The organism is Streptomyces sp. NBC_00400, assembly GCF_036048035.1.
Classification (GTDB): domain Bacteria; phylum Actinomycetota; class Actinomycetes; order Streptomycetales; family Streptomycetaceae; genus Streptomyces.
Genome location: NZ_CP107940.1, coordinates 4868661 through 4892324 on the forward strand (window position 1 = coordinate 4868661; position 23664 = coordinate 4892324).

Consider the following 23664-nt stretch of genomic DNA (forward strand, 5'->3'; position numbering starts at 1 on the left):
TACGGGGACGGGGCGCTGCTGACCATCGGGGCGTTCGCCCGGGCCTGCCGGCTCTCGCCGAAGGCGCTGCGGCTCTACGACGAGCTCGGCCTGCTGACCCCGGACCGCGTCGACCCGCGAAGCGGCTACCGCCATTACGCCCCGGCCCAGCTGGAGCGGGCCCGGCTGGTGGCCTGGCTGCGCCGGCTCGGTATGCCGCTGGCCCGCATCCGCGAGGTGTGCGAGCTGGCGCCGGACGATGCAGCCGGGGCGGTCGCCGCGTACTGGGCACAGGTCGAGGCCGACACCGCCGCCCGCCGGGACCTGGCCGCCTTCCTCGTCGACCAGCTGTCCAGGAAGGACACCGTCATGACCGAACCGCTCACCCCTGTGACGATGCGCTGCGCCGCCCTGACCGATCAGGGACCGGTGCGCCCGGCCCAGCAGGACGCCGCCTACGCGGGACCGCGGCTGCTGGCCGTGGCCGACGGCTACGGCCCCGGCGGCGGCACCGCCGCGACGGCCGCGATCGATGCGCTCAAGGACCTGGAGCACCGGGACCTGGCCTCGGCGGATCTGCCGGCCGTCCTGGAGGAGGCGGCCCGGCGCGCACACCGCGCCGCCCCACCGGCACACGAGGCCTCCGGCAGCACCCTCACCGCGCTGCTGCGCTCCGGCTCGCAGCTGGCGCTGCTGCACATCGGGGACTCGCGCGCCTATGTCCTGCGTGACTCCGGCCTCTTCCGCATCACCCACGACCACACCATGGTCCAGTCGCTGGTCGACGAGGGCCGGCTCACCCCCGAGGAAGCCTCGTCGCACCCTCAGCGAGCGCTGCTGCTCCGGTCGCTCGACGGATCGTCCGCCGAGTTCGCCCCTGACATGGATCTGCTGGAGGCCCGGCCCGGGGAACGCTATCTGCTGTGCACGGACGGCCTGACCTCGGTGGTGCCGGCCGAGACGATCCAGGCCGTGCTGACCACGGCCGATGCCCCCGACCAGGCCGTACGGGACCTGATCCGACTCGCCCGCGAGGCGGGGGCACCGGACAACGTGGGCTGTGTGGTGGGGGAGACGGCGGCGGCGTAGGGCCGAACGCGGCGCGGCGGCGGGCCTCCCCGGACGGCGCCGCGCTCTCCCTGCGGGCGGGGCCGGGCCCGACGCCGCCCCTGAGCCACCGCCCCTGAGCCACCGCCCCTGAGCCACCGCCCCTGAGCCACCGCCCCTGAGCCACCGCCCCTGAGCAACGGCCACGAAGCCACCGTCCCCTGAGCCCTCACCCGCTGATCCCTGCCCTTAGGGAATCTGTGCCCCTAGGCCAGACCCTTGAGCATCCCCTTGAAGTAGAGCTGCGGCAGCCCGTAGCGCTTGAGGAACCACATGTCGGTGCGCTCCCGGGTGGTGTCGATGAAGGGGATCGAGGGGGTGGGCTGCAGGTCGTAGTCGAACTCGGCGAGCAGCATCTTGTGCCGGGCGGTGACCAGGGGGCAGGAGGTGTAGCCGTCGTAGCGGGCGGTGGCGGGGCGTCCGCGCAGACCGGCGAGGAGGTTGGCGACGACGACCGGCGCCTGCTTGCGGATCGCGGCACCCGTTTTGGACGTCGGAAGGTTGGCGACGTCGCCGAGCACGAACACGTCCGGGAAGTCGGGGTGTTGGAGGGTTTCCCGGTCGGCCTTGACGTACCCGAACGGGGAGTCGGGGTCGGCCAGCGGGCCGTCAGCCAGCCACTCGGGGGCGCGCTGCGGCGGTACGGCATGCAGCAGGTCATAGCGGACGGTCTCGTCCTTGCCGGTGGTGTGGTCGGTGATCACTGCCTCGCGCGCCGCGCCGTCGAGCCGGGTCATCTCGGAGCTCAGCCGCACCTCGATGCCGTACCGCCGGGCCGTCTCCGTCAGTGCCCGGGAGAAGACCGGCACCTTGAACATCGCAGGCTCCGGGAGCACCAGGATGGTGCGGATCGCGCCCAGCACGCCGCGCTTGCGCCAGTGGTCGGCCGCCAGATACGCGATCTTCTGCGGGGCGCCGCCGCACTTCACCGGCCCGGACGGCATGGTGAACACGGCCGTCCCGCTGCGCATCCGGCGGATCAGATCCCAGGTGAGCGGGGCGAGGTCGGGCCGGTAGTTGCTGCTCACCCCGCCGTGTCCGAGGGCCGGGGCCAGGCCGGGCACGCCGTCCCAGTCGAGCTGCAGGCCGGGGGCGAGCACCAGCCGCCCGTAGGAGAGGACCCGGCCGGAGGCGGTGGTGACCGTACGGGCGGCCGGGTCGACGGCGGTGGCGCGCTCCCGCAGCCAGCGCACGCCGGGCGGGATGACCTCCGCCTCGGTGCGCAGCGCGGCGCGCAGCGGAGCCTGGCCGCCGCCGACCAGCGTCCACAGCGGCTGGTACCAGTGCGTTTCGGACGGCTCCAGCAGGGCGATGTCCCGGACACCGGCGCGGCGCAGCCGGGCGGCGACGGTGATGCCTGCGGTGCCGCCGCCGACGATGAGGACCTGGTGGTGGGACGGGGCGGCAGGTGCGGGGGCCATGTGCTTCCTCCTGTGAGTGGGAAGTGGTGAGTGGGTTGCGTGGCGAGTGGCCGGTCCTGGGGCCGAGGTCGTCAGGGAGACCAGAGACGGGGCAGGGCGGTGACCGCCATGGCGACGGCGAGGACGGTGACGAGGCAGGCGAAGGCCGTGGTCAGGGTGTGCGGGCGCAGACGGGTGGTGAGGCGGTTGCCGAGGTGGCTGCCGACCGCTGCGCAGGCCGCGAAGCCCGCCAGCACCGGCCAGTCCAGAGACCCCGTGCCGGCCCTGGTGCCCAGCGCCGTAAGGGAGTTGAGGAGTATGACGAGGAGAGAGGTGCCGATGGCGACCGGCATCTCCACGCCCAGGACCAGGGTGAGCGCCGGTACGACGACAAAGCCGCCGCCGACCCCGAAGAAACCGGTGAGCAGCCCGACGGCGGAGGCGGTCACGGCGAACCGGAGGGGACGGGCGGCGGGCCGGGAGCCTGCGGGGCGGGGGCCGGAGGAATGGGGGCCGACGGGAGGGGTGCCCGTGGGGCGGGCGCCCGTGGGGTGTGTGTCTGTGGGGCGGGTGCCCGCGGGGCCGGTTCCCGTGGGGTCCGCGGGGTGGGAGGGGCCGGCGGTCCGGCCTGCGGAGGGGGCCGGACCCGGGGTGCCCCGTAAGGGCGAGGGCTCCGGGGTGTCCCGTAAGGGCGCGGGGGCCGGAGAGTGGCGAAGGGGCGCGGGCGGCTCCGGAGTATCACGTAAGGGCACGGTCTCGTCCCCCGGATCTCCTGAGGAGGCCGCCTGCGGGGACTCCCGTAAGGGACGGGCACCGTCCGCCGCTCGCCACTCGCGCAGCCCCCGTGACACCAGCATCGCCGCCACCACGAGCAGCAGCCCCGCGAACGCCGCCATCAGCACCGCGGGGTCCAGCGCCGCGCTCCACCGGGAGCCGAGGTAGCTGCCGGCCGTACCCAGCGCCCCGAACGCCGTACCGGCCGCCCACCGGACCCGCCCGGCTCGGGCATGGCAGACCAGCCCGGTCACCGAGCCGACCGTGACGACGATCAGCGCACCCGCGGTCGCCTCGTGCGGCGACTGCCCCAGCAGATAGACCAGCGCGGGCACCGCCAGCACCGAACCCCCGCCGCCCAGCGAGCCCAGCAGCAGACCGATCAGCAGTCCGCACGGCAGCGCCGCGGCGGCTATGAGGACGGACACGAGGCACGCGGCGCAAGGGCGACGGCCGGGTTCCGGTCGGACCACTCCGCGACGAAGGAGTACCGGTCGCCGCGGACCACCGTCTCGCGCCACTCCACCGGCCGTTCCCCGGCCCGCCCCAGCCGCTCGATGGTGAACGCCGCCTCCCGGTCGGCCAGCCCCAGCAGCCACGCCTGCCGGACGTCCGGCAGGAACGGCTGGATCCGCTCCCGGCCGCCGGTGACCTTCACCCCGCAGCGCCGCGTCAGCTCTCCGTAGAGCGAGGTGTGCCCGAAGTCGGCGTCCAGCAGCGGCTCGGCGACCTCGGCGGGCAGATACGCGGTGTCGTGGGCGAGCGGTTCGCCGCCCGCGAGCCGCAGCCGTTCCAGTACGACCAGCGGCGCATCCGGTACCAGCCCCAGATGCCCGGCGACCGTCCCCTCCGCGGTCCGCTCCAGCCGCAGCACCTCGCTGCGCTGCTCCACACCCTGGCCCTCCAGCTCGCGGAAGAGGCTGTAGAGGGAGCCCAGCGGCTGCTGTATGCGACGGGTGTCCAGCCGGCTGGTGCGGCCGCGCTCGGCGATCACCAGACCGTCGGCGCGCAGCTTGCGCAGCGCCTCGCGGACCGTGTGCCGGCTGACCTCGTACTCGCCGGTCAGCCGGTGCTCGGCCGGGAACTCCGCACGGAATGCGCCGGCCTCCATCCGACGGCGCAGATCGGCGAAGAGCTGCGCCCACAGGGGCAGCGGCGAGCGCCGGTCCAGGGGGCGCGGGCCGTGCGCGCCGTCCGGCGGCTCGGTCGTCATGGTGGGTTCCTCCGCGGGCGTACGGGGTGATGTGGGTGGTGCGGGGGGTGTGAGTGGTGCGGTTGCTGATGCCGGGCGAGTCGGTACAGCCGTCCGGCGGACAGGGCGTCGTGCGTCGCGCAGGGAAGCTGATGTGGCGTCACACTCGTCCGCACGCGGTGACTTCGGGCGTGATACCTGCCACGTCGTCACGCAAGTCCGCCTGGTGCGCCGTCACATGGACTGCCGGGAAGGCGGTCGCGGCTTGTCGCCCGCCCTCCGGCTCCCTAATGTACGTACATCCGTGCATCCGCACAACGCACCCTGCCCGGGCGGGCCCAGCCGCCGCGCACGGGCCCCGCGCACCCTGGAGGCCGACCGTGCACTTCGCGCAGTACTACCTCGACTGCCTCTCCCAGGCGTCGTATCTGATCGGCGACGAGAGCACCGGCCGCGCCGTACTCGTCGACCCGCGCCGCGATATCGACGAGTACCTGCACGACGCGGAAGCCGCCGGTCTGCGCATCGAACTCGTCATCGAGACGCACATTCACGCCGACTTCCTCTCCGGCCACCTCGAACTCGCGCGGGCCACCGGTGCCGCCATCGCCTTCGGGGAAGCCGCCGAAACCGGCTTTCCCATACGGCGGTTACGGGACGGCGAGCGCATCTCGCTCGGAGCGGACGACGACGAGGGGGTGGCCCTCACCGTCCTCGCCACCCCCGGCCACACCCTTGAATCCATCTGTCTGGTCATCCGCGAACACCCGGACGACGAGGTGCCGTTCGGCGTGCTCACCGGCGACACCCTCTTCGTCGGCGACGTCGGCCGTCCCGACCTGCTCTCCGCCGCCGGTCACTCCCCGCAGGACATGGCCGCCCGTCTGCACCACTCCCTGCACACCAAACTCATGACCCTCCCGGACGCGACCCGGGTCTTTCCCGCACACGGCGCGGGCTCCGCCTGCGGCCGCAGCCTCTCGACCGAGACCAGCTCCACGATCGGCGACCAGCGCCGCCTCAACTACGCCCTGCAGCCCATGCCGGAGGCCGACTTCGTCCGGCTGGTCACCGCGGGACAGCCCGCCACCCCCGGGTACTTCGCGCACGACGCGGCCCTCAACCGCGACGGCCACGCCCTCCTGGAGCCCGGCCCGCCGCCCGCGCTCACCCTCGACGAGGCGCTTGCGGCCCGCGACCGGCAGGGTGCCGCCTTCCTCGACTGCCGCTCGCCGGCCGCCTACACCCGCGCGCACCTGGCCGGTTCGCTCCATACGAGCCTGGACACCCGGTTCGCGGAGTACGCCGGCAGCGTGGTCGCCCCGGGAACCCCCATCGTGCTGCTCGCCGATCCCGGTACGGAGCAGGAGGCCCGCCTGCGGCTCGCCCGCATCGGCTACGACCACGTCCTCGGTCATCTGCCCGACCCGGCCGCCGTACTGGAGCGCACGCCCGCCCTCGCCCGCCGCAGCCATCGCATCCACTACGACGAGCTGCCCTTGCCGGCAAGCGAGTTGCCCGAAGACCACGCGCCCGGCATCCAGTTGATCGATGTCCGTAATCCGGCCGAGTACGAGGCGGGTGCCCTCCCCGGTGCCCGCAACATCCCGCTGGCCGGCCTTGCCGCCCGCATCACCGAACTGGACCCGGCCCGCCCGGTGGTCCTGTACTGCCGCAGCGGCAACCGGTCGGTGATCGCGGCGGCACTGCTGGAGGCGCACGGGTTCGGGGACGTGTGCGATGTGGCGGGGGGATACGACGCGGTGGCCGCGGGCGTGGGGTGAGCGCGCGCCGGTGGGCCAGAGGAGGGACGGAGTGCGCCGGAAAGGGGCAGCAGTCCTGGGGCGGCGGCCGCGCATGTCCCCGTACGCGGCTGTGCGGGCCCCGTGCACCGGCCCTGCACCGGCCCCGTACAACGGACGTTCAGTGAACGTTGATCGATGATCTACATCCTGGTCCGCATGTTGCGCCGTATGACCTCAGAGCATGCAGATGACGCCCGGGATGTGCAGGAGCCGGAGGCGTCGCGAATCGCCCTCACCTGGAGCGGGGAGCCGGGACGCCATGAGGAGCTGACGCACGGCATGCTCCTCGACCAGGCCGAGCGGGCCGCGGCCGCGCTCACCCGGCTCGGCGTACGGGCCGGCGACCGGGTCGCGGTGCATCTGCCACTGGTGCCGGAGTCGGTGATCGCCACGCTCGCCTGCGGCCGGCTGGATGCGATACGCACCACGCTGCCGGTCTCGTTAACGGTGCCCGAACTGGTCGCACGGACTCGTGAGTCCTCGGCCAGGGTGCTGATCACGGCCGATGCGGCGTTCTGGGACGGGGCCGTACGACCGGTGAAGGCGGTGCTCGACCACGCGCTGGCCCGGGGCGCGGCCTCGGGGGGTGCGCCGGACCGCACCGTGCTGGTGGTGAACCGGTGCTCGCGGCCGGTCTCCTGGAAGCCGGGCCGCGACCTGTGGTGGCACGAGGCACTGGGCGCCGGCGCCGCCACCCGCTGACGGGACGGCCGCCCAGGGGAGAGGCGGCCCGCGCCGGTTCAGGGGCGGCCCGGGGAGGCCCGGACCATATCCATGCCGGTACAGGAGGGAAGGCGCGGCCCACGCCGGTACAGGGGAAGGCGCGGCTCACGCCGGTACAGGGGAAGGCATGGCCCACGTCGGTAAAGCGGCAGGCGCGGCCCACGCCGGCGACGTGGCGCAGCTTCACCCACTGAGCCCATAGAACGGGCCATGCGCCTGACGCGTGCCTAGCGTGGGTCCCGTGGACCAGCCCTCAGGCGCCCACATGCCCCACGCGCCCTACCTGTCCCGGCTGCGGCCCCGGAGGCATCACTCTTCTTCCGGCCGGGCCGTCGTACTCTCCCCCGACCGGAAAGACCCCTCCCCATGGCCCGCCACGAGTACGCTCACCCCCGCCATCCTCTGCCCGGCACCAACCGGAACCGGCTCCTCAGGCGCAGCCTCGCCTCGCAGGGCCCACCGACCCGCCCCCGCGACGGCCACCGCCCGCATCCCATACCGACCCACGACAAGGGCCGGTAAGACGCGAGGCGTTCACGGCCCCGCCTGACCGCCTGGCGCCTGCTGGCCCCGCCCAGACCGGACAGCAGCACCGGCCCACGTCGCCCCGGCCATCCCGCTGACCTGCGCGGCGGCCGGAAATGGCACGATGGCGCAATGGCGACAAATTCCGCGGAGTCCTCTGCGCAGTGCCCCGCAGGTTCCGAGCCCTGGGCGGGTGGGGAATCGCTGCATGAGGAGCTTCTTGCGGCGAAGGCGACGGTGTACGACCCGTGCGGGTTCGTCTGCTCGCGGCCGGTGCCCGAGGCGGAGAGCGCGGAGTACGCGGCCCATGAATTCACTCTCGACGGCTTGGCCGTCAGGTTCCGGGTGGCCAAGACGACCCCGACAAAGGCCGGCCAGTTCGTCACGGTGTGGAAGCGCAGCCCCGGCGGGCCGATTCAGCCGTTCGACTCCGCGGACGCGGTCGGCCTCTTCGTCATCAGCAGCCGCCAGGACGGGCACTTCGGGCACTTCGTCTTCCCGCGGGATGTGCTCGCTGAACGGGGCATCGTCTCCCGGAACGGCACGGGCGGAAAGCGCGCGTTCCGCATTTACCCGCCGTGGGTGGAGACGACCAGTCGCCAGGCCCGCAGCGCCCAGGCGTGGCAGGTGGACCACTTTCTGCCGATCGGCGCTGACGGTGCCCTTGACCAGACCCGTGCCCGAGCGCTCCACCACCCCGGCCACCGCCCCTGAGCGGCAGGGCTCCCGTAACCGGTGGGCGGGGACGTGGGCCCGGACGCCTGCTGAGCGGTGACCGCTCCCGGCGCGCCCGTACCCTGAAGGGGTGAGCACCAGCCCCGAACCCGAGTCGGCCCCCACGCCCCAGGACGCGTCCGAAGGCGTTCCCCAGGGCGCGTCCCAAGAGGCGTCCGAGGCCGCACAGGCCGCTGCGTCTTCGCCGGCGGTGCGCCCGGCCCCCGAGCCCGCCGCGAGGCTGATCTTCGACGACCCGCTGAACCAGCAGTCCTCGGACGACACCGACCGTGGCTGGGGCGAGCGCCCTGACCGCGGTGACAGCGCCGCCGACCTGGCCCGCTTCCTCGACGAAAAGCCGCCCCACCACCTCTGAGCGAGGCGAGGGGGCGGCGTGGGCCGGCCGCCGGTGGCGCCTGCTACTGCTGAGTCTTCTGTGTGCCGATGATCCCGGCGCCGGAGGAAGGCGCGGCCGGCGAGCCGGTGCGCTGCGCGATCAGCGCATCGCGGATCTCGATGAGCAGCTGGATCTCGGTCGGGTCCGCGGGGATGCCCTCGTCCGGCTTCCTGGCGGTCTGGCGCTCCTTCCACTTGTTGATCGGAAGGATCATGAGGAAGTAGACGACCGCGGCGGTGATCAGGAACGTCAGGGCGGCGCTGAGCACCGAGCCCCAGAGGATGTAAATACCGTCGGCGAACGCGCCCGTCTTGGGATCCTTGGCGCAGGTCTCGGTCAGGCAGGACTGGTAGTGATCGAGGTTCTGCGAACCGAGCGCGCCCACGATGGGGTTGATGATGCCCTTGACCACGGCGTTCACGATGTTCGTGAAGGCAGCACCGACGACCACCGCGACCGCGAGTTCGATGACGTTGCCGCGCATCAGGAATTCCTTGAATCCCTGCAGGACGCCCTTGCTCTCGCTCACCTGACAGCCTCTTTCCACGCTCACTACGGATGGTGCACCTACAGACAGCACCGCAACTTACGGCAGGGCAGGGCGGAGGTGTCCAGTCCGGCCCCGTGCACCGGCGATCGGCCGGAGCCCTGGTGTGCGTCCGGCGGAGGGCGTTGGCCCTGCGGATGCCGTGGACGGATACCGCGGTGGTGGTGCGGTGAGCGCGACCCCATCGGCGCGCGGCGGATGCCCCGCCATGCGCAGCAGTGTGGCGTGAGGGGAGTGCGGATGCCACTTGATCTTGGGACATGGTCACCGCCCTCCCGCCGCCGTTGCCGACGGACAGCCGGAGACGGGCGCGGCTCGTACGGCACCGTACGAGGCTCCGCAGGCCAGTGCTGCGGCGGTCAGTGCCAGGCCGGCGGCCAGCATCCGCTGCCGCGCGGTCCGGCTCCATAAGCGTCGGCCGCCGCCCGCCCGTACGGGAGCGAAGTGCGGCACGTCACACGGCGGGGGAGTGGGGAGCGGAGGGGAGAGAAGGGCGGGGTCGGCCCGGGGAGGGAAAGGCCGAGGGGAGCACGGAGGGAGAGGAGCGGAAGGGGCATGGGGCATGGTGGGCACCGCCTGAGGTGAGAGGGCCGGAGGGACCGGGCTCACCACCGTGCCGGAATCCGCTCCCGTCCGCTCCGGGCTGTGGACGACCCGGCGCCTGTGGACAACCCGGCCACCCGCAAGGGGGAGGCCGGGCAGTCCGCAGAAGCCGTAACGGCAGGTCCAAGGGCGCCACGGCAGGCAGGTCCGAGGAGGTTGCGGCGGTTCCGAGGCCGTTACGGCAGGTCGATGCCCAGGTCCCAGCCGGTGTGGACCTCGGTGCACAGGCAGGCGCGGGCGGAGGTGTCCGGGAGGGCGGCGACCGCGTCGAACAGGACCTCCCGCAGTCGGCCCACGTTCTCGGCGAACACCCGGAAGACTTCCTCGTGGGAGACGCCGTCGCCGGTCTCCGTGCCCGCGTCCAGGTCGGTGACCAGCGCCAAGGAGGTGTAGCACAGGCTCAGTTCGCGGGCCAGGACGGCTTCGGGGTGGCCGGTCATGCCGACCACCGACCAGCCCTGGGCGGCATGCCAGCGCGATTCGGCGCGGGTCGAGAAGCGGGGGCCTTCGATCACGACCAGGGTGCCGCCGTCGACCGGCTCCCAGTCCCGGCCGCGGGCCGCCTTGAGGGCGGCCTGCCGCCCCGTGGGGCAGTACGGGTCCGCGAAGGTCAGGTGGACGACATTGGGGATCTGCCCGTCGGGAAGCGGCTCGCCGTCGAAGTAGGTCTGGGGGCGGGCCTTGGTGCGGTCGACGAGCTGGTCGGGGAGCAGGAGTGTGCCGGGGCCGTATTCGGGGCGCAGACCGCCGACCGCGCACGGGGCGAGGACCTGGCGCACACCGAGCGAGCGCAGGGCCCAGAGGTTGGCGCGGTAGTTGATGCGGTGCGGCGGAAGGTGGTGGCCGCGGCCGTGCCGGGGGAGGAATGCGACCCGGCGGCCGGCGATCTCCCCCAGGAACAGCGAGTCGCTGGGCCGTCCGTAGGGGGTGTCCACCGTGACCTCGGTCACGTCGTCGAGGAAGGAGTAGAAACCCGATCCGCCGATTACGCCAATCTCCGCGTCAGCCATGCCGGTCACACTATCGGGGGTACGGCCGCCGGGGTGGGCGGGTGCCGGAGGCGAAAGGAAGCCGTAAGGCGGAGGACGGCATGAGGGGCATGGGGAGGCGGAGCGAGCCGTCAGGTGACGCGTGGCGTAAAGCGACGGGCCCCGCCGTCGGTGACGGCGGGGCCCGGAGAGCTGTGGGTCAGGCTGCGGAGCTGGCGCCCGAGGTGCTGCCGGACGACGACGCGGCAGCCGGGGCCTGGGACTTGCTGTCCGAGCCGCCGGACGAAGAGCTCGAAGAAGAGCTCGACGAGGAGTCGGAGGAGCCCGACGAGTCCGACGAGGACGTGCTGCCCGACGCGGAGGCGTTCTTCCCGGGGCTGCTGCTGGACGACGAGCCGCGGCTGTCGTTGCGGTAGAAGCCGGAGCCCTTGAAGACGATGCCGACCGCGGAGAACACCTTCTTGAGGCGTCCCTGGCAACCGGGGCACTCGGTGAGCGAGTCGTCGGTGAACTTCTGCACCGCCTCGAGGCCCTCGCCGCACTCGGTGCACTGGTACTGGTACGTCGGCACTTGTCTTCCTCCTGGCACTCTCACTCGATGAGTGCTAACGACGCTCCATATTGCAGTATTCCCGCCCGTCAGTCCACCGTGGCCGCCGTACGGTGACCGACTCCACGTTCCGTCAGGCTTCCGTCAGGGGCCGTCAGACGCGCGCCAGCTCTCGTTCCCGGTCGTCGGAAACGGCTGTGACCTGTGCGTTCGCACCGGATGCGGGGGTGCAGGCGGCCTCGGCCGACGAGCGGGGCAGCAGATGGGCGCGGAGCGTCAGCAGCACCGTGAGGGCCAGTGCCGTACCGGCCAGCGGCACCAGGAATCCGGTGCTCGGCCCGAAGCCGTCCGCGAGCTGTCCCGCGGAGGTGGCCGCAGCCGCCTGGCCCAGTGCGACCGCGCCGGTCAGCCAGGTGAAGGCCTCGGTCCGGGCGGCGGCCGGCACCAGCGACTCGACCAGCGTGTAGCCGGTGATCAGAGCCGGTGCGATGCACAGGCCGACGACCAGGCCGACCGCGCCGAGCAGCGGCAGTGCGGTCACCGCCCACAACGGGGTGGTGGCCAGCGCCAGCAGCCCGTAGGCGACCAGCAGCCGGCGCCGCGGGCCGACCTTCCAGGTGATGGCCCCACAGGCGATACCGGCGAGCATGTTGCCGCCCGCGAAGATCCCGTAGAGCACGCCGTTGATGCCGGGCTGGCCGATGTGCTGGGTGAACGCGGTCAGCGAGACCTGCATCCCGCCGAAGACGGCGCCGATGCCGAGGAACGCCACGATCAGGACGCGTACGCCGGGCACCGACAGCGCCGAGACGCGCGGCAGGTCGCCGGCCTGCGGGCGGTGCACCGGGGGCTGGCTGCGCCGCTGGGAGGCGAACAGCAGCCCGCCGGCCAGCGTCAGCGCGGCCTCGGCGACCAGACCGGCCGCCGGGTGGATACCGGTGCACAGCGCGGTCGCCAGCACCGGGCCGACGACGAAGGTGAACTCGTCGGTCACCGACTCGAAGGCGGCGGCGGTCGGCATCAGCGGGCTGCCGCCGAGCCGGGAGGCCCAGCGGGCCCGCACCATCGGGCCGACCTGCGGTGTCGAGGCGCCCGTGGGGACGGCCACCGCGATCAGCGCCCACAGGGGGGCGTGGGCGAGCGCGAGGGTGATCAGTGCGGCGACGCCGGCGACATGCACCAGTACGCCGGGGACCAGCACCGCGCGCTGGCCGAAGCGGTCGGCGAGCTTGCCGCTCTGCGGGGCGAACAGGGCCATGGACACACCGGTGGCGGCGGACACCGCGCCTGCGGTGCCGTACGAGCCGGTGGTCGATTCGACGAGCAGCACGATGCCGATCGTCAGCATGGCGAAGGGCTGCCGGGCCAGAAAGCCGGGCAGCAGGAATGTCCATGCACCAGGGGTGCGGAGCAGTGGTCCGTATCCGGAACGGGAATCCTTGACCGCGGATGCCACGGCCGGGCCTTTCTGCCGCCTGGTAGCGCGCCACCCGCGAGGTCGTCACGGGTACGCGCCGAGAGCTGTCCTCTCGCGCAGGACCGAGTGATACCGCGTGGTCCGCACCGAGAGGGTGGCTGCGTGTGGCAGGAGGACCGCGGCCGCCGAGCGGTCGCGCCAGCTCTGCATCAGGCAGAGTTGGTTCGTCGATGTTGCCTTTTCATACTACAGGCCGTCGCCCGTGAAGCCCTGGCATTGGCCTGGGCTTCAGGTGAATTTCCTTGGGATCCGTGGAGATCTGCAGCACATTTCCCGCACTCCGGGGGCCCGCACTCCGGCGCCCGCACTCCGGGAGCCCCCGGGGCTCGTATCCCAGAGGGCCACCCCCGGGCCCCCGCCCTGCGCCCGTCCGGACCTCAGCGGTGATGGTGCCCCCGCCGCTCCGTGGGCCCGCCCGTCCCCAGCCAGCCGGCCAGCTTGCCGCCCTGGGAGACCGCCTGCAGCCGCCGTTCGGCCGCGTCGCGCACCGGGTCGGTGGCGACCACCAGCAGCTCGTCGCCGCGCCGCAGCACCGTCGAGGGCGACGGCACGAAGCTGGAGCCGTCCCGGACGACGAGGGTGACCGCGGCGCCCGCGGGCATCCGCAGCTCACCGACCTCGACGCCGTGCATACGGGACGCCGGGCCGATGGAGGTGGACAGCAGATGGCCGCGCAGCCGTTCCAGGGGGGCGGACTCGATGCCCAGGTCGGCGGCCTCCTCGTCGTCGCCCAGCTGCAGCCGCTTGGCGAGCCAGGGCAGCGTCGGCCCCTGGATCAGGGTGTAGACGACGACCAGGACGAAGACGATGTTGAAGACCCGGTCGCTGCCGGGAACATCGCTCACCATCGGGATCGTGGCCAGCACGATCGGCACCGCGCCGCGCAGTCCGGCCCACGACAGCAGGGTCTTCTCCGGCCAGGGCACCCGGAACGGCAGCAGCGCCACAAAGACGGACATCGGCCTGGCCACGAGTGTGAGGATCATGCCGATCAGCAGCGCGGGCACGAAGTCGTCCAGCAGGTTGTGCGGGGTGACCAGCAGGCCGAGCAGCACGAACATCCCGATCTGGCCGATCCAGCCGAGGCCTTCGGCGAAGCCGCGGGTGGCCGGGGCGTGCGGCAGCTTGGCGTTGCCGAGGACCACCGCGGCCAGATAGACGGCGAGGAAGCCCGAGCCGTGCGCCAGCGCGCCGGCCGCGTAGGCGGAGACCGCGATGGCCATGACCGCGATCGGGTACAGGCCGGACGCGGGCAGTGCGACGTGCCGCAGGCCGTATGCGCCGAGCCAGCCGATGGCCAGTCCGAGCGCGGCGCCGATCGCCAGTTCCAGGGCGATCTCGCCGAGCAGGAGGTACCAGTGTTCGACCGGCCCCGCGGTGGAGAAGGCGACGACGAGGATGACCACGGGGGCGTCGTTGAGGCCGGATTCGGCTTCGAGCACCCCGGTCAGGCGGGCCGGCAGCGGCACGCTGCGCAGTACGGAGAAGACGGCCGCGGCATCCGTGGACGAGACCACGGCGCCGATCAGCAGCGCCTGCCGCCAGTCGAGCCCGGCCAGGTAGTGCGCTCCGGCGGCGGTGACCCCCACGCTCACCGCGACGCCGACCGTCGACAGCGACACCGCCCGGGGCAGCGCCGGCTTGATCTCTTTCCACTTGGTGCCCAGACCGCCCTCGGCGAGGATCACGACCAGCGCGGTATAGCCGAGGAGTTGGGTCAGCTCGGCATTGTCGAAGACGACACCGCCCAGGCCGTCCTGGCCTATGGCGATGCCTATCCCCAGATAGATGAGCAGGCTGGGGAGCCCGCTGCGCGAGGAGAGCCGTACCGCGGCAACCGCGATGAGCAGTACGAGCGAGCAGAACAGCAGGAGTTCGTTGAGGTGGTCGACAGACAGGAGCTGGTCCTTCCTCGCACGGGTTCCGGAGGGGTCTTTCCTTACCGTATCTAGTTACTGAGGCTAACAATTTACCATTACTTGAAGGTTGGGGGTGCTGGCGGTGACTCCGCGTAGGGGTAGCCGGACCCGTGCGCCTATGGTTGCTCCAGCACTCCCACCCTGCCCCTCGAAGGACCGAGATGCCCGCCAACAAGTCCGGCCCAGTCCCCAGGAAAAAGAAGGGGCGGCGCGGCCGCCTCGTCGCGATCACGGTCGTGCTGCTGCTCGTGGCGGGCATCGGCTTCGGCGCGTTCTGGGGGGTCAGTACCGTCCGTGCCTCCCTCCCGCAGACCACCGGCTCGCTCAAACTCCCGGGCCTGGCCAACCCGGTGGATGTCGTCCGCGACGGCAACGGCATTCCGCAGATCTACGCCGACACCGACGAAGACCTCTTCCGCGCCCAGGGGTACGTCCAGGCCCAGGACCGCTTCTGGGAGATGGACGTACGGCGCCACATGACCTCCGGCCGGCTCTCGGAGATGTTCGGCAAGAGCGAGGTCAAGACCGACTCGTTCCTGCGCACCCTCGGCTGGCACGACGTGGCGCAGAAGGAGTACGACACCAAGCTGTCGCCCAGCACCAAGAAGTACCTCCAGTCCTACTCCGCCGGCGTCAACGCCTACCTCAAGGACCACGAGGGTTCGGCGGTGTCCCTGGAGTACGCGGCGCTGGACTTCGAGAACGACTACAAGCCCCAGAAGTGGACGCCGGTCGACTCGGTGGCCTGGCTCAAGGCGATGGCCTGGGACCTCCGCGGCAATATGCAGGAGGAGATCGACCGCTCCCTGATGACCAGCCGCTTCACCCCGGAGCAGATCGCCCAGCTCTACCCGGCATACCCGTACAAGCGGAACAAGCCGATCGTCGAGGGCGGCGCGGTCGACCCCGCCACCAAGAAGTTCTCGCCCAAGGCTTCGGCGAACGCCACTCCTGCCACCCCCGCCGGCGCGACCGCGGGCCTGCAGTCGCAGCTGTCCTCGCTGTCCAAGACCCTCGACAAGGTCCCGGCGCTGCTCGGCCCCAACGGCAACGGCATCGGCTCCAACTCCTGGGTCGTCTCCGGTGCGCACACCACCACCGGCAAACCGCTGCTCGCCAACGACCCGCACCTGGCGCCGCAGATGCCCTCGCTCTGGTACCAGATGGGCCTGCACTGCCGTAATACCGGCCCCAAGTGCAACTACGACGTCTCCGGCTTCACCTTCTCCGGTATGCCCGGCGTCGTCATCGGCCACAACCAGGACATCTCCTGGGGCATGACCAACCTCGGTGCCGACGTCACCGACCTCTACCTGGAGAAGGTCAACTCCGACGGCTACCTCTACGACAACAAGCAGCAGCCCTTCATAACGCGCAAGGAGACCATCAAGGTCGCCGACGGCGAGAGCCGCGAGATCACCGTCCGGTCCACCAGGAACGGGCCGATCGTCTCCGACCGGGACGGTGAACTGGCCAATGTCGGCAAGGACGCCCCGGTCGGCAATGCCGCACCGGACCGCGGCGACGGCTACGCCGTATCGCTGCGCTGGACCGCGCTGAACCCCGGCAAGTCCATGGACGCCGTCTTCGCACTCGACCGCGCCAAGGACTGGAACGGCTTCCGCAAGGCCGCCGGCGACTTCGAGGTCCCCTCGCAGAACCTGATCTACGCCGACACCAAGGGCAACATCGGCTACCAGGCCCCGGGCCGGATCCCGGTCCGCGGCAAGGGCGACGGCCACTACGACGGCACCCTCCCGGCGCCCGGCTGGGACCCGAAGTACCAGTGGACCGGCTACATCCCGCAGAAGGCGCTGCCGTACGAGTACAACCCCCAGCGCGGCTACATCGTCACCGCCAACCAGGCCGTCACGGACGAGAAGTACCCCTACCTCCTCACCAAGGACTGGGGTTACGGCTCCCGCAGCCAGCGGATCAACGACCTGATCGAGTCGAAGACCAAGGACGGCGGCAAGGTCTCCACCGACGACATGCAGGCCTTCCAGCAGGACAACAGCAGCGAGATCGCCCGGCTGCTGACGCCCTACCTCACGAAGATCGACATCAAGGACAAGTACGTCCGCGACGCCCAGCAGCTGCTGGAGGGCTGGGACTTCACCCAGGAGCCCGATTCCGCCGCGGCCGCCTACTTCAACGCCGTCTGGCGCAACACCCTCAAGCTCGCCTTCGGCAACAAGATGCCCAAGGAGCTGCGCCCCGACGGGCAGTGCCTGACCGTCCGCCCGGCGGACGAGAACGGCCCCGCCGACGAGAACGACAAGTACGTCCGCGAATGCGGCGAGCGGGCCGGTGACACCGCCCAGCCCGACGGCGGCGACCGCTGGTACGAGGTCGTCCGGGGCATCCTCGACGACCCGAACAACGCCTGGTGGAAGACCGAGGACCGGCCCAATCGTCCCGGCGACAAGAACCGTGACCAGCTCCTGGCGCACGCCATGGCGGACGCGCGCTACGAACTGACCTCCAAGCTGGGCAAGAACATCGACAACTGGAGCTGGGGCCGGCTGCACCAGATGTTCCTGAAGAACCAGACCCTGGGCACCGACGGACCCGGCATGCTGCAGGGCCTGTTCAACCGCGGGCCCTGGAACGTCGGCGGCGGTGAGGCCGCGGTCGACGCCACCGGCTGGAACGCCGCGAGCGGCTACAAGGTCACCTGGGTCCCGTCGATGCGGATGGTGGTCAACCTCGCCGACCTCGACAAGTCCCGCTGGATCAACCTCACCGGCGCTTCGGGGCACGCGTACGACGCCCACTACTACGACCAGACCGACAAGTGGGCCAAGGGCGACCTGCTGCCCTGGGCGTACAGCCAGGACGCCGTCAAGAAGGCGGGCAAGGACACGCTGACGCTGTCGCCGTAGGGGCGCTGCCCCTGGGGGCGGGCGGCCTGTCCGCCGCCACCTGGTGATCGCTGCGCCGTCGGGCGGGCCGGAGATTTCCGGCCCGCCCGACGCGTTTGGGGCCCCGCGCCGTCCGCGGCTCCCGGCCCGCCCGTATACGGCCCGCCTCAGCCCTCCGTACGGCCCCCCGGCGCCGTGAACCGGTGCACCGCCGACGGGGTCACCGCAGCATGCACATGCCGGTCGTGCGGCTCGGCGGGCACCTCGGCCAGCACCTCCGCGTCATAGAGCAGCACCACCAGCGACGCCCGCGCACCGGCCCGCTCCAGCCGGGCCAGCACCCGGTCGTAGGAGCCGCCGCCGCGCCCCAGCCGCAGCCCGCCGTGGTCCACCGCGAGCCCCGGCAGCAGCACCACATCCGCCTGTGTGACGGCCTCGGGGCCCAGCCGGGCCCCGTCCGGTTCCCGCAGCCCACGGCCGGCCCGTACGAGCCGTTCGGTGCCCTCGTAGAGCGCCCAGTCCAGATCGTTGTCCGGCAGCAGGACGGGCAGCAGCACCCGCACCCCGGCCGCCCGCAGCCGGTCCAGCAGGGCGCGGGTGGAGGGCTCGCCGCCGATCGACACATAGGCGGCGACGGTGGGCGGGCCGCCGGGGCCGCCGGGGCTTTCGGGGCCGCCCGGGTTGCCAGGGCCGCCGTGGTTGCCGGGGCCGCCGGGGCGCGCGCTGACGGGCGCGGCCAACTCGTCCAGCTCCAGCGTCCTCCGGGCCAGCGCCTCGCCCGTCACGGCGACGACATCCGGCGGCAATGCTCTCCTCACTTCCAGGAGATGCCGCCGCAACCTGCGCTTTCTATCGTCGTCAACGCTCACTGTGTGCCCTTGCTCCCGCTCTCATGCTCTATTCACCAGACCCTCATCATCGTTCCGATAGGGCCGGTTATGGTGGCGCGCATGACCCCATCGCACACACGGATCAGCAAGGCTGTCATCCCCGCGGCCGGCCTCGGCACCCGGTTTCTCCCCGCCACCAAGGCCACACCCAAGGAGATGCTGCCGGTCGTCGACAAGCCCGCCATCCAGTACGTGGTGGAGGAGGCGGCCGCCGCCGGACTCTCCGACGTGCTGATGGTGACCGGACGCAACAAGCGCCCGCTCGAGGACCACTTCGACCGCAATTACGAGCTCGAAGAGGCCCTGCACCGCAAGGGCGACGAATCCCGGCTCGCCAAGGTGCAGGAGTCCAGCGACCTGGCGACCATGCACTACGTACGGCAGGGCGACCCCAGGGGCCTGGGCCACGCGGTGCTGTGTGCCGCACCGCACGTGGGCGACCAGCCCTTCGCGGTCCTCCTCGGCGACGACCTGATCGACCCCCGTGACCCGTTGCTGGCGCGCATGGTCGAGATACAGGAGCAGTACGGCGGCTCCGTGATCGCCCTCATGGAGGTCGACCCGGCGCAGATCCACCTCTACGGCTGCGCCGCCGCCGCGCCCACCGGCGACGACGATGTCGTGGTCGTCTCCGACCTGGTCGAGAAGCCCGACCCGGCCGAGGCGCCCAGCAACCTCGCCATCATCGGCCGTTACGTCCTCGACCCGGCCGTCTTCGAGGTGCTGCGCAAGACCGCCCCGGGCCGCGGTGGTGAGATCCAGCTCACCGACGCCCTCCAGGCGCTGGCCGCCGACCCCGCCCTGGGCGGCCCGGTGCACGGCGTGGTCTTCAAGGGCCGCCGCTATGACACCGGCGACCGCGGCGACTATCTGCGTGCCATTGTCCGACTGGCATGCGAACGTGAAGACCTGGGCCCGGACTTCCGGTCCTGGCTTCGCAGTTACGTCACCGAGGAGATGTGAGACGTTGAACCACGCCACCGGCCGGACCCGCCACCAGGACCGCGTCTGGTCGGTGGCCGAGCATCTCGACGACGTCCTGGCGAAGATCGCCCCGCTGGACCCGATCGAGCTGCAGCTCCTCGAAGCCCAGGGCTGCGTCCTGGTCGAGGACATCACGGTCCCCGTCGCCCTGCCGCCCTTCGACAACAGCTCCATGGACGGCTACGCGGTCCGCGCCGCCGATGTCGCGGCCGCCACGCAAGAGGCACCGGTCACCCTCACCGTCCTCGGCGATGTCGCGGCGGGCAGCGGCGCACTGCCGGAGATCGGCCCCGGCCAGGCCGCCCGCATCATGACCGGCGCCCCGCTGCCGCCCGGCGCCGAGGCCGTCGTCCCCGTCGAATGGACCGACGGCGGCACGGGCGAGGGGCCCGCCGCCACGATGCGCGCCCACAGCGCCGCCCCCCAGGACGCCGCCGGCGAGGTCCGCGTCCACCGCCCGGCCGCCGCCGGCGCCCATATCCGCACCCGCGGCAGCGATGCCGCCGAAGGCGAGCCGGCCCTGCGGGCGGGCACGGTCCTCGGCCCCTCCCAGATCGGCCTGCTCGCCGCCATCGGCCGCGGCACGGTCAAGGTCTGCCCCCGCCCCCGGGTCGTGGTGCTGTCGACCGGCAGCGAACTGGTCCAGCCCGGCGAGGCGTTGGGCCCCGGGCAGATCCACGACTCCAACAGCTTCCAGCTCACCGCCGCCGCCCGCGCCGCCGGTGCCATCCCCTACCGCGTCGGCGCCGTCGCCGACGACGCCGACACCCTCCGCTCCACCCTGGAGGACCAGCTCATCCGGGCCGACCTCGTGGTCACCAGCGGCGGCGTCAGCGTCGGTGCGTACGACGTGGTCAAGGAGACCCTGACCGCCCTGTCCGCCACGGAGTCCGACGGCTCGCCCCTCGCGGGGGGCACGGTCGAGTTCCGCACGCTCGCCATGCAGCCGGGCAAGCCCCAGGGCTTCGGCCTCATCGGCCCCGACCGCACCCCGCTCCTCGCGCTGCCCGGCAACCCCGTCAGCTCATACGTCTCCTTCGAGCTGTTCGTCCGGCCCGCCATCCGGGCCCTGATGGGGCTGCCCGAGGTGCACCGCCCGGTCACCCCCGCCCGGTGCACCGACGCCGTCGCCTCCTCCCCCAAGGGGAAGCGCCAGTTCCTGCGCGGTTCGTACGACGCCGACGCCGGCACGGTCACCCCCGTCGGCGGCGCCGGCTCCCACCTGATCAAGGCCATGGCGCACGCCAATGCGCTGATCATCGTCCCCGAGGACACCACCGAGGTCGCCGCGGGCTCGGACGTGGACGTCGTCCTGCTCGGATAGCCCGCTGCCGCCGGGGGTACGGTGTCGTCCCACAGGCGGCAGTTTGGGTACCGGGAGAACGATGAGCAGCGGCCAGCAACACCTCACCCATCTCGACGCGGCGGGCGCGGCGCGGATGGTCGACGTCTCCGCGAAGGACGTCACCGCCCGCACCGCCGCCGCCCGCGGCCGCGTCCTGGTCTCCTCGCAGGTCATCGAGCTGCTGCGGGGCGAGGGCATGCCCAAGGGCGACGCCCTGGCCACCGCCCGGATCGCCGGCATCATGGGCGCCAAGCGCACCCCCGAGCTGATCCCGCTGTGCCACCCGCTGGCCGTCTCCGGCGTCACGGTGGACCTCTCCCTCACCGACGACGCCGTCGAGATCACGGCCACCGTCAAGACCACCGACCGCACGGGCGTCGAGATGGAGGCCCTGACCGCCGTCTCGGTCGCCGCGCTCACCGTCGTCGACATGGTCAAGGCCGTCGACAAGGCAGCGGTGATCTCCGACATCCGCGTGGAGGAGAAGACCGGCGGCAAGTCCGGCGACTGGAGCCGGTCATGAGCCCCGCCCGTGCCCTGGTCGTCACCGCCTCCAACCGCGCCGCGGCCGGCATCTACCCCGACAAGGGCGGCCCGCTGCTCGCCGAGGGCCTGGCCGCCATGGGCTTCGAGGTCGACGGCCCGCAGGTGGTGCCCGACGGCGAACCGGTGGAAGCCGCCCTGCGCGGCGCCGTCGCCTCCGCCCGCTACGCCGTCGTCCTCACCACCGGCGGTACGGGCCTGTCGCCCACCGACCGCACCCCCGAGGCCACCCGCCAGGTCCTGGACTACGAGGTCCCCGGCATCCCCGAGGCGATCCGCGCCGCCGGCCGTGCGAAGGTCCCCACCGCCGCGCTCTCCCGGGGACTGGCGGGCGTCGCCGGTACGACCCTGATCGTCAATCTCCCCGGCTCGTCCGGCGGGGTCCGCGACGGCCTCGCCGTCCTCACCGGCCTCCTGCCGCACGCCGTCGACCAGATCCGCGGCGGCGACCACCCCAGACCTTCCGGGAGCCCGAGCTGAACGCGCCCTGGCCGGTGGTCCTCACGGACGGAGTGGTGACCCTCCGCCCGATAAAGATGCGCGACCAACGGGCCTGGCGTGAGGTCAACCGCCGGAACCGCGACTGGCTGCGCCCCTGGGAGGCGACCGTCCCGCCGCCCCCGCCCGGCCTCGTCCCGCCGCACCGCCCCACGTACCGTCAGATGGTCCGCCACCTCCGCGCCGAGGCGCACGCGGGCCGGATGCTGCCGTTCGTCGTCGAGTACCGCGGCCGGCTCGTCGGCCAGCTGACGGTCGCGGGCATCACCTGGGGTTCCATGTGCTCCGGCCATATCGGCTACTGGGTCGACCGGGAAGTCGCCGGCCGCGGTGTCATCCCGACCGCCGTGGCGCTCGCCGCCGACCACTGTTTCCGGTCCGTGGGACTGCACCGCATCGAGATCTGCATTCGCCCGGAGAACGTCCCCAGCCGCCGGGTGGTCGAAAAGCTCGGCTTTCGTGAAGAGGGCACCCGCCCGCGCTACCTCCACATCGACGGTGCCTGGCGCGACCACCTGGTCTTCGCGCTCACCGCGGAAGAAGTGCCCGAAGGCCTGCTCAGCCGCTGGCGCAGGGAGAAGCCCAGTACTCCCGGCACACCCCACAAATAAAATAAATGTTCGAATCTATTCCCTGATTGACCGGATCGGCGGAGACACTGATCTCTACCATCACAAAAAAGTTCGAGATATCAGCCAGATCGTGCGACACACCGGCCCAATTGGCGGATGGCCCCCTGCAAACCCCTCTACCGTGTGAGTTGTGAGAAGCAGCGGCCTCATCTACGCAGTCATCGTCGGGGCCTGGGCTGCCTATTTGGTGCCGATGTGGCTCCGTAGGCAGGACGAGCTCAACGAGGCCCGTCCGACCGAGCGCTTCAGCACCGCCATCCGGCTGCTGTCCGGACGGGCGGCGATGCAGCGCCGTTACGACAAGGCACACGGGGAGCACCCCGCCGACGATGCGGGCGACGACGTGGACCCGGACGCCCCGGCCGACGAGGCCGCCGCCCGGGCCTTCGGCGACCCCGCCGCGGCTGACCCGGCCGAGGCTCCCCACACCCGGGTGCAGGCCGCCCCGCCGCGCCCCTCCGCCGCCGAGCGGACCAAGCGCGCCAAGGTTCTCGCCCGCCGCCGGCGCACCACCACCATGCTCTTCCTCACCTTCACCGCGGGCGCCATCGTCGCCGCGGTCGGCGGCCTCCCCTTCCTCTGGGCCCCCGCCCTGCCCGCCCTCCTGCTGACCGCGTACATCATTTACCTGCGCGCCCAGGAGCGGCGGCGCTTCACCTTCACCATGGACCGGCGCAAGGCGGAGGCCGCGGCCCAGCGCCTGCGGGAAGGACGCCGGGCCCGCCCTCAGCAGGCGGCCGAGCAGCCGCCCGCCGCCGACCACCCGGCCGACGTCCGCGCTGAGACCCCGCCCGACGCGGCTTTGGAACCGCCCCGCCCCGCGACCCCCGCCCACACCGCGGGCCGCCGCGCCCTGGTCGAGGAGACCGACCACGCCGAGTGGGTCGACCAGCAGCGCGAACGCGAACGCCCCCGCCCCGCCGCCGGCAGCTGGGACCCGGTCCCGGTCCCCCTCCCCACCTACGTCACCGCGCCGGTCGCCCCCCGCGCCACCAGCCACGTCGACCTCGACGCCGAGGACGCCTGGAGCTCCGCCCGCTCCAGCTCCGCCCCCGACCACCCCCAGGCCGACACCCCCTCCCAGGACCGCCCCACCCACCCCGGCCGCCGCACCCGCGGCCGCACCCCCCTCTTCGACCAGTACGAGAACGAGGACCGCCCGCGCGCGGCGAACGAGTGACGGTCCTCCGCTGACCAGCACCGGAAG

The 23664-nt window shown here is 72.2% G+C and carries 21 protein-coding genes; 12 read left to right on the top strand and 9 right to left on the bottom strand.

What is annotated here, in order from left to right; translation table 11 throughout:
- Positions 1 to 15 precede the first annotated feature (15 nt).
- Positions 16 to 1068: a MerR family transcriptional regulator gene (locus OHS81_RS21335; protein ID WP_328391318.1), complete on the top strand. Its 1053-nt coding sequence runs from the start codon at positions 16 to 18 to the stop codon at positions 1066 to 1068.
- Positions 1069 to 1292: 224 nt separating this feature from the next.
- On the opposite strand, the gene OHS81_RS21340 is transcribed toward OHS81_RS21335, so the two are convergent.
- From OHS81_RS21340 to OHS81_RS21350, 3 genes are all read right to left on the bottom strand, one after another.
- Complete coding sequence (locus OHS81_RS21340) at positions 1293 to 2507, bottom strand: NAD(P)/FAD-dependent oxidoreductase (RefSeq protein ID WP_328386273.1); 1215 nt, start codon at positions 2505 to 2507, stop codon at positions 1293 to 1295.
- A gap of 71 nt (positions 2508 to 2578) precedes the next feature.
- Entirely contained in the window at positions 2579 to 3688 is a 1110-nt protein-coding gene (locus OHS81_RS21345; protein WP_328386274.1) for a TSUP family transporter, read from the bottom strand.
- Positions 3673 to 4473: a GntR family transcriptional regulator gene (locus tag OHS81_RS21350; protein ID WP_328386275.1), complete on the bottom strand. Its 801-nt coding sequence runs from the start codon at positions 4471 to 4473 to the stop codon at positions 3673 to 3675. Before OHS81_RS21350 ends, OHS81_RS21345 begins: the two co-directional genes overlap by 16 nt.
- 359 nt (positions 4474 to 4832) lie before the next feature.
- On the opposite strand from OHS81_RS21350, the gene OHS81_RS21355 reads away from it, so the two are divergent.
- The 4 genes from OHS81_RS21355 to OHS81_RS21370 all read left to right on the top strand — a co-directional run bounded on the left by OHS81_RS21355 (position 4833) and on the right by OHS81_RS21370 (position 8595).
- Positions 4833 to 6236: an MBL fold metallo-hydrolase gene (locus OHS81_RS21355; protein WP_328386276.1), complete on the top strand. Its 1404-nt coding sequence runs from the start codon at positions 4833 to 4835 to the stop codon at positions 6234 to 6236.
- A gap of 189 nt (positions 6237 to 6425) precedes the next feature.
- A complete protein-coding gene (locus OHS81_RS21360; protein WP_328386277.1) occupies positions 6426 to 6959 on the top strand; it encodes an AMP-binding protein in 534 nt (177 codons plus the stop codon).
- Positions 6960 to 7637: 678 nt separating this feature from the next.
- Positions 7638 to 8219, top strand: a complete 582-nt coding sequence (locus OHS81_RS21365; protein ID WP_328386278.1) for a MepB family protein — start codon at positions 7638 to 7640, stop codon at positions 8217 to 8219.
- 91 nt (positions 8220 to 8310) lie between these two features.
- Positions 8311 to 8595: a hypothetical protein gene (locus tag OHS81_RS21370; protein ID WP_328386279.1), complete on the top strand. Its 285-nt coding sequence runs from the start codon at positions 8311 to 8313 to the stop codon at positions 8593 to 8595.
- Positions 8596 to 8638: 43 nt separating this feature from the next.
- Here the strand turns inward: OHS81_RS21370 and mscL are convergent, their stop codons facing one another.
- From mscL to OHS81_RS21395, 5 genes are all read right to left on the bottom strand, one after another.
- Positions 8639 to 9145 (bottom strand): large conductance mechanosensitive channel protein MscL, encoded by a 507-nt coding sequence (gene mscL, locus OHS81_RS21375; protein WP_328386280.1) that lies wholly within the window; start codon positions 9143 to 9145, stop codon positions 8639 to 8641.
- Positions 9146 to 9942: 797 nt separating this feature from the next.
- A complete protein-coding gene (locus OHS81_RS21380; RefSeq protein ID WP_328386281.1) occupies positions 9943 to 10776 on the bottom strand; it encodes an S-methyl-5'-thioadenosine phosphorylase in 834 nt (277 codons plus the stop codon).
- A 178-nt stretch (positions 10777 to 10954) separates the two neighbouring features.
- Positions 10955 to 11326, bottom strand: a complete 372-nt coding sequence (locus OHS81_RS21385) for an FmdB family zinc ribbon protein (RefSeq protein WP_328386282.1) — start codon at positions 11324 to 11326, stop codon at positions 10955 to 10957.
- A 133-nt stretch (positions 11327 to 11459) separates the two neighbouring features.
- Positions 11460 to 12761: an MFS transporter gene (locus tag OHS81_RS21390; RefSeq protein WP_328386283.1), complete on the bottom strand. Its 1302-nt coding sequence runs from the start codon at positions 12759 to 12761 to the stop codon at positions 11460 to 11462.
- Positions 12762 to 13159: 398 nt separating this feature from the next.
- Entirely contained in the window at positions 13160 to 14680 is a 1521-nt protein-coding gene (locus OHS81_RS21395; protein WP_328391319.1) for a potassium/proton antiporter, read from the bottom strand.
- A 182-nt stretch (positions 14681 to 14862) separates the two neighbouring features.
- Between OHS81_RS21395 and OHS81_RS21400 the strand changes: the two genes are divergently transcribed.
- Positions 14863 to 17586: a penicillin acylase family protein gene (locus tag OHS81_RS21400; protein WP_328386284.1), complete on the top strand. Its 2724-nt coding sequence runs from the start codon at positions 14863 to 14865 to the stop codon at positions 17584 to 17586.
- A gap of 146 nt (positions 17587 to 17732) precedes the next feature.
- Here OHS81_RS21400 and OHS81_RS21405 read toward each other — a convergent pair whose 3' ends face one another.
- Positions 17733 to 18404 carry a 5-formyltetrahydrofolate cyclo-ligase gene (locus tag OHS81_RS21405; protein ID WP_443058740.1) on the bottom strand — a complete coding sequence of 224 codons (672 nt, stop codon included), beginning with the start codon at positions 18402 to 18404 and terminating at the stop codon, positions 17733 to 17735.
- A 111-nt stretch (positions 18405 to 18515) separates the two neighbouring features.
- On the opposite strand from OHS81_RS21405, the gene galU reads away from it, so the two are divergent.
- From galU to sepX, 6 genes are all read left to right on the top strand, one after another.
- Complete coding sequence (gene galU, locus OHS81_RS21410) at positions 18516 to 19418, top strand: UTP--glucose-1-phosphate uridylyltransferase GalU (protein ID WP_088798216.1); 903 nt, start codon at positions 18516 to 18518, stop codon at positions 19416 to 19418.
- Positions 19419 to 19422: 4 nt separating this feature from the next.
- Complete coding sequence (glp, locus tag OHS81_RS21415) at positions 19423 to 20763, top strand: molybdotransferase-like divisome protein Glp (protein ID WP_328386285.1); 1341 nt, start codon at positions 19423 to 19425, stop codon at positions 20761 to 20763.
- Between the two features lie 61 nt (positions 20764 to 20824).
- Entirely contained in the window at positions 20825 to 21307 is a 483-nt protein-coding gene (gene moaC, locus OHS81_RS21420; RefSeq protein WP_129295901.1) for a cyclic pyranopterin monophosphate synthase MoaC, read from the top strand.
- Entirely contained in the window at positions 21304 to 21807 is a 504-nt protein-coding gene (locus OHS81_RS21425; protein ID WP_328386286.1) for a MogA/MoaB family molybdenum cofactor biosynthesis protein, read from the top strand. The genes moaC and OHS81_RS21425 overlap by 4 nt, the downstream gene beginning before the upstream one ends.
- A gap of 14 nt (positions 21808 to 21821) precedes the next feature.
- On the top strand, positions 21822 to 22436 hold the full coding sequence (locus tag OHS81_RS21430) for a GNAT family N-acetyltransferase (protein ID WP_328386287.1): 615 nt from the start codon (positions 21822 to 21824) through the stop codon (positions 22434 to 22436).
- A 151-nt stretch (positions 22437 to 22587) separates the two neighbouring features.
- Positions 22588 to 23637, top strand: a complete 1050-nt coding sequence (gene sepX / locus OHS81_RS21435) for a divisome protein SepX/GlpR (protein ID WP_328386288.1) — start codon at positions 22588 to 22590, stop codon at positions 23635 to 23637.
- Positions 23638 to 23664: the final 27 nt, after the last annotated feature.

Bases quoted from the DNA above. Each gene is read 5' to 3' on its own strand.
- OHS81_RS21340 (WP_328386273.1), bottom strand. From the start codon at position 2,507: ATGGCCCCCGCACCTGCCGCCCCGTCCCACCACCAGGTCCTCATCGTC.
- OHS81_RS21350 (WP_328386275.1), bottom strand. From the start codon at position 4,473: ATGACGACCGAGCCGCCGGACGGCGCGCACGGCCCGCGCCCCCTGGAC.
- OHS81_RS21360 (WP_328386277.1), top strand. From the start codon at position 6,426: ATGACCTCAGAGCATGCAGATGACGCCCGGGATGTGCAGGAGCCGGAG.
- OHS81_RS21365 (WP_328386278.1), top strand. From the start codon at position 7,638: ATGGCGACAAATTCCGCGGAGTCCTCTGCGCAGTGCCCCGCAGGTTCC.
- OHS81_RS21380 (WP_328386281.1), bottom strand. From the start codon at position 10,776: ATGGCTGACGCGGAGATTGGCGTAATCGGCGGATCGGGTTTCTACTCC.
- OHS81_RS21400 (WP_328386284.1), top strand. From the start codon at position 14,863: ATGCCCGCCAACAAGTCCGGCCCAGTCCCCAGGAAAAAGAAGGGGCGG.
- galU (WP_088798216.1), top strand. From the start codon at position 18,516: ATGACCCCATCGCACACACGGATCAGCAAGGCTGTCATCCCCGCGGCC.
- moaC (WP_129295901.1), top strand. From the start codon at position 20,825: ATGAGCAGCGGCCAGCAACACCTCACCCATCTCGACGCGGCGGGCGCG.
- OHS81_RS21425 (WP_328386286.1), top strand. From the start codon at position 21,304: ATGAGCCCCGCCCGTGCCCTGGTCGTCACCGCCTCCAACCGCGCCGCG.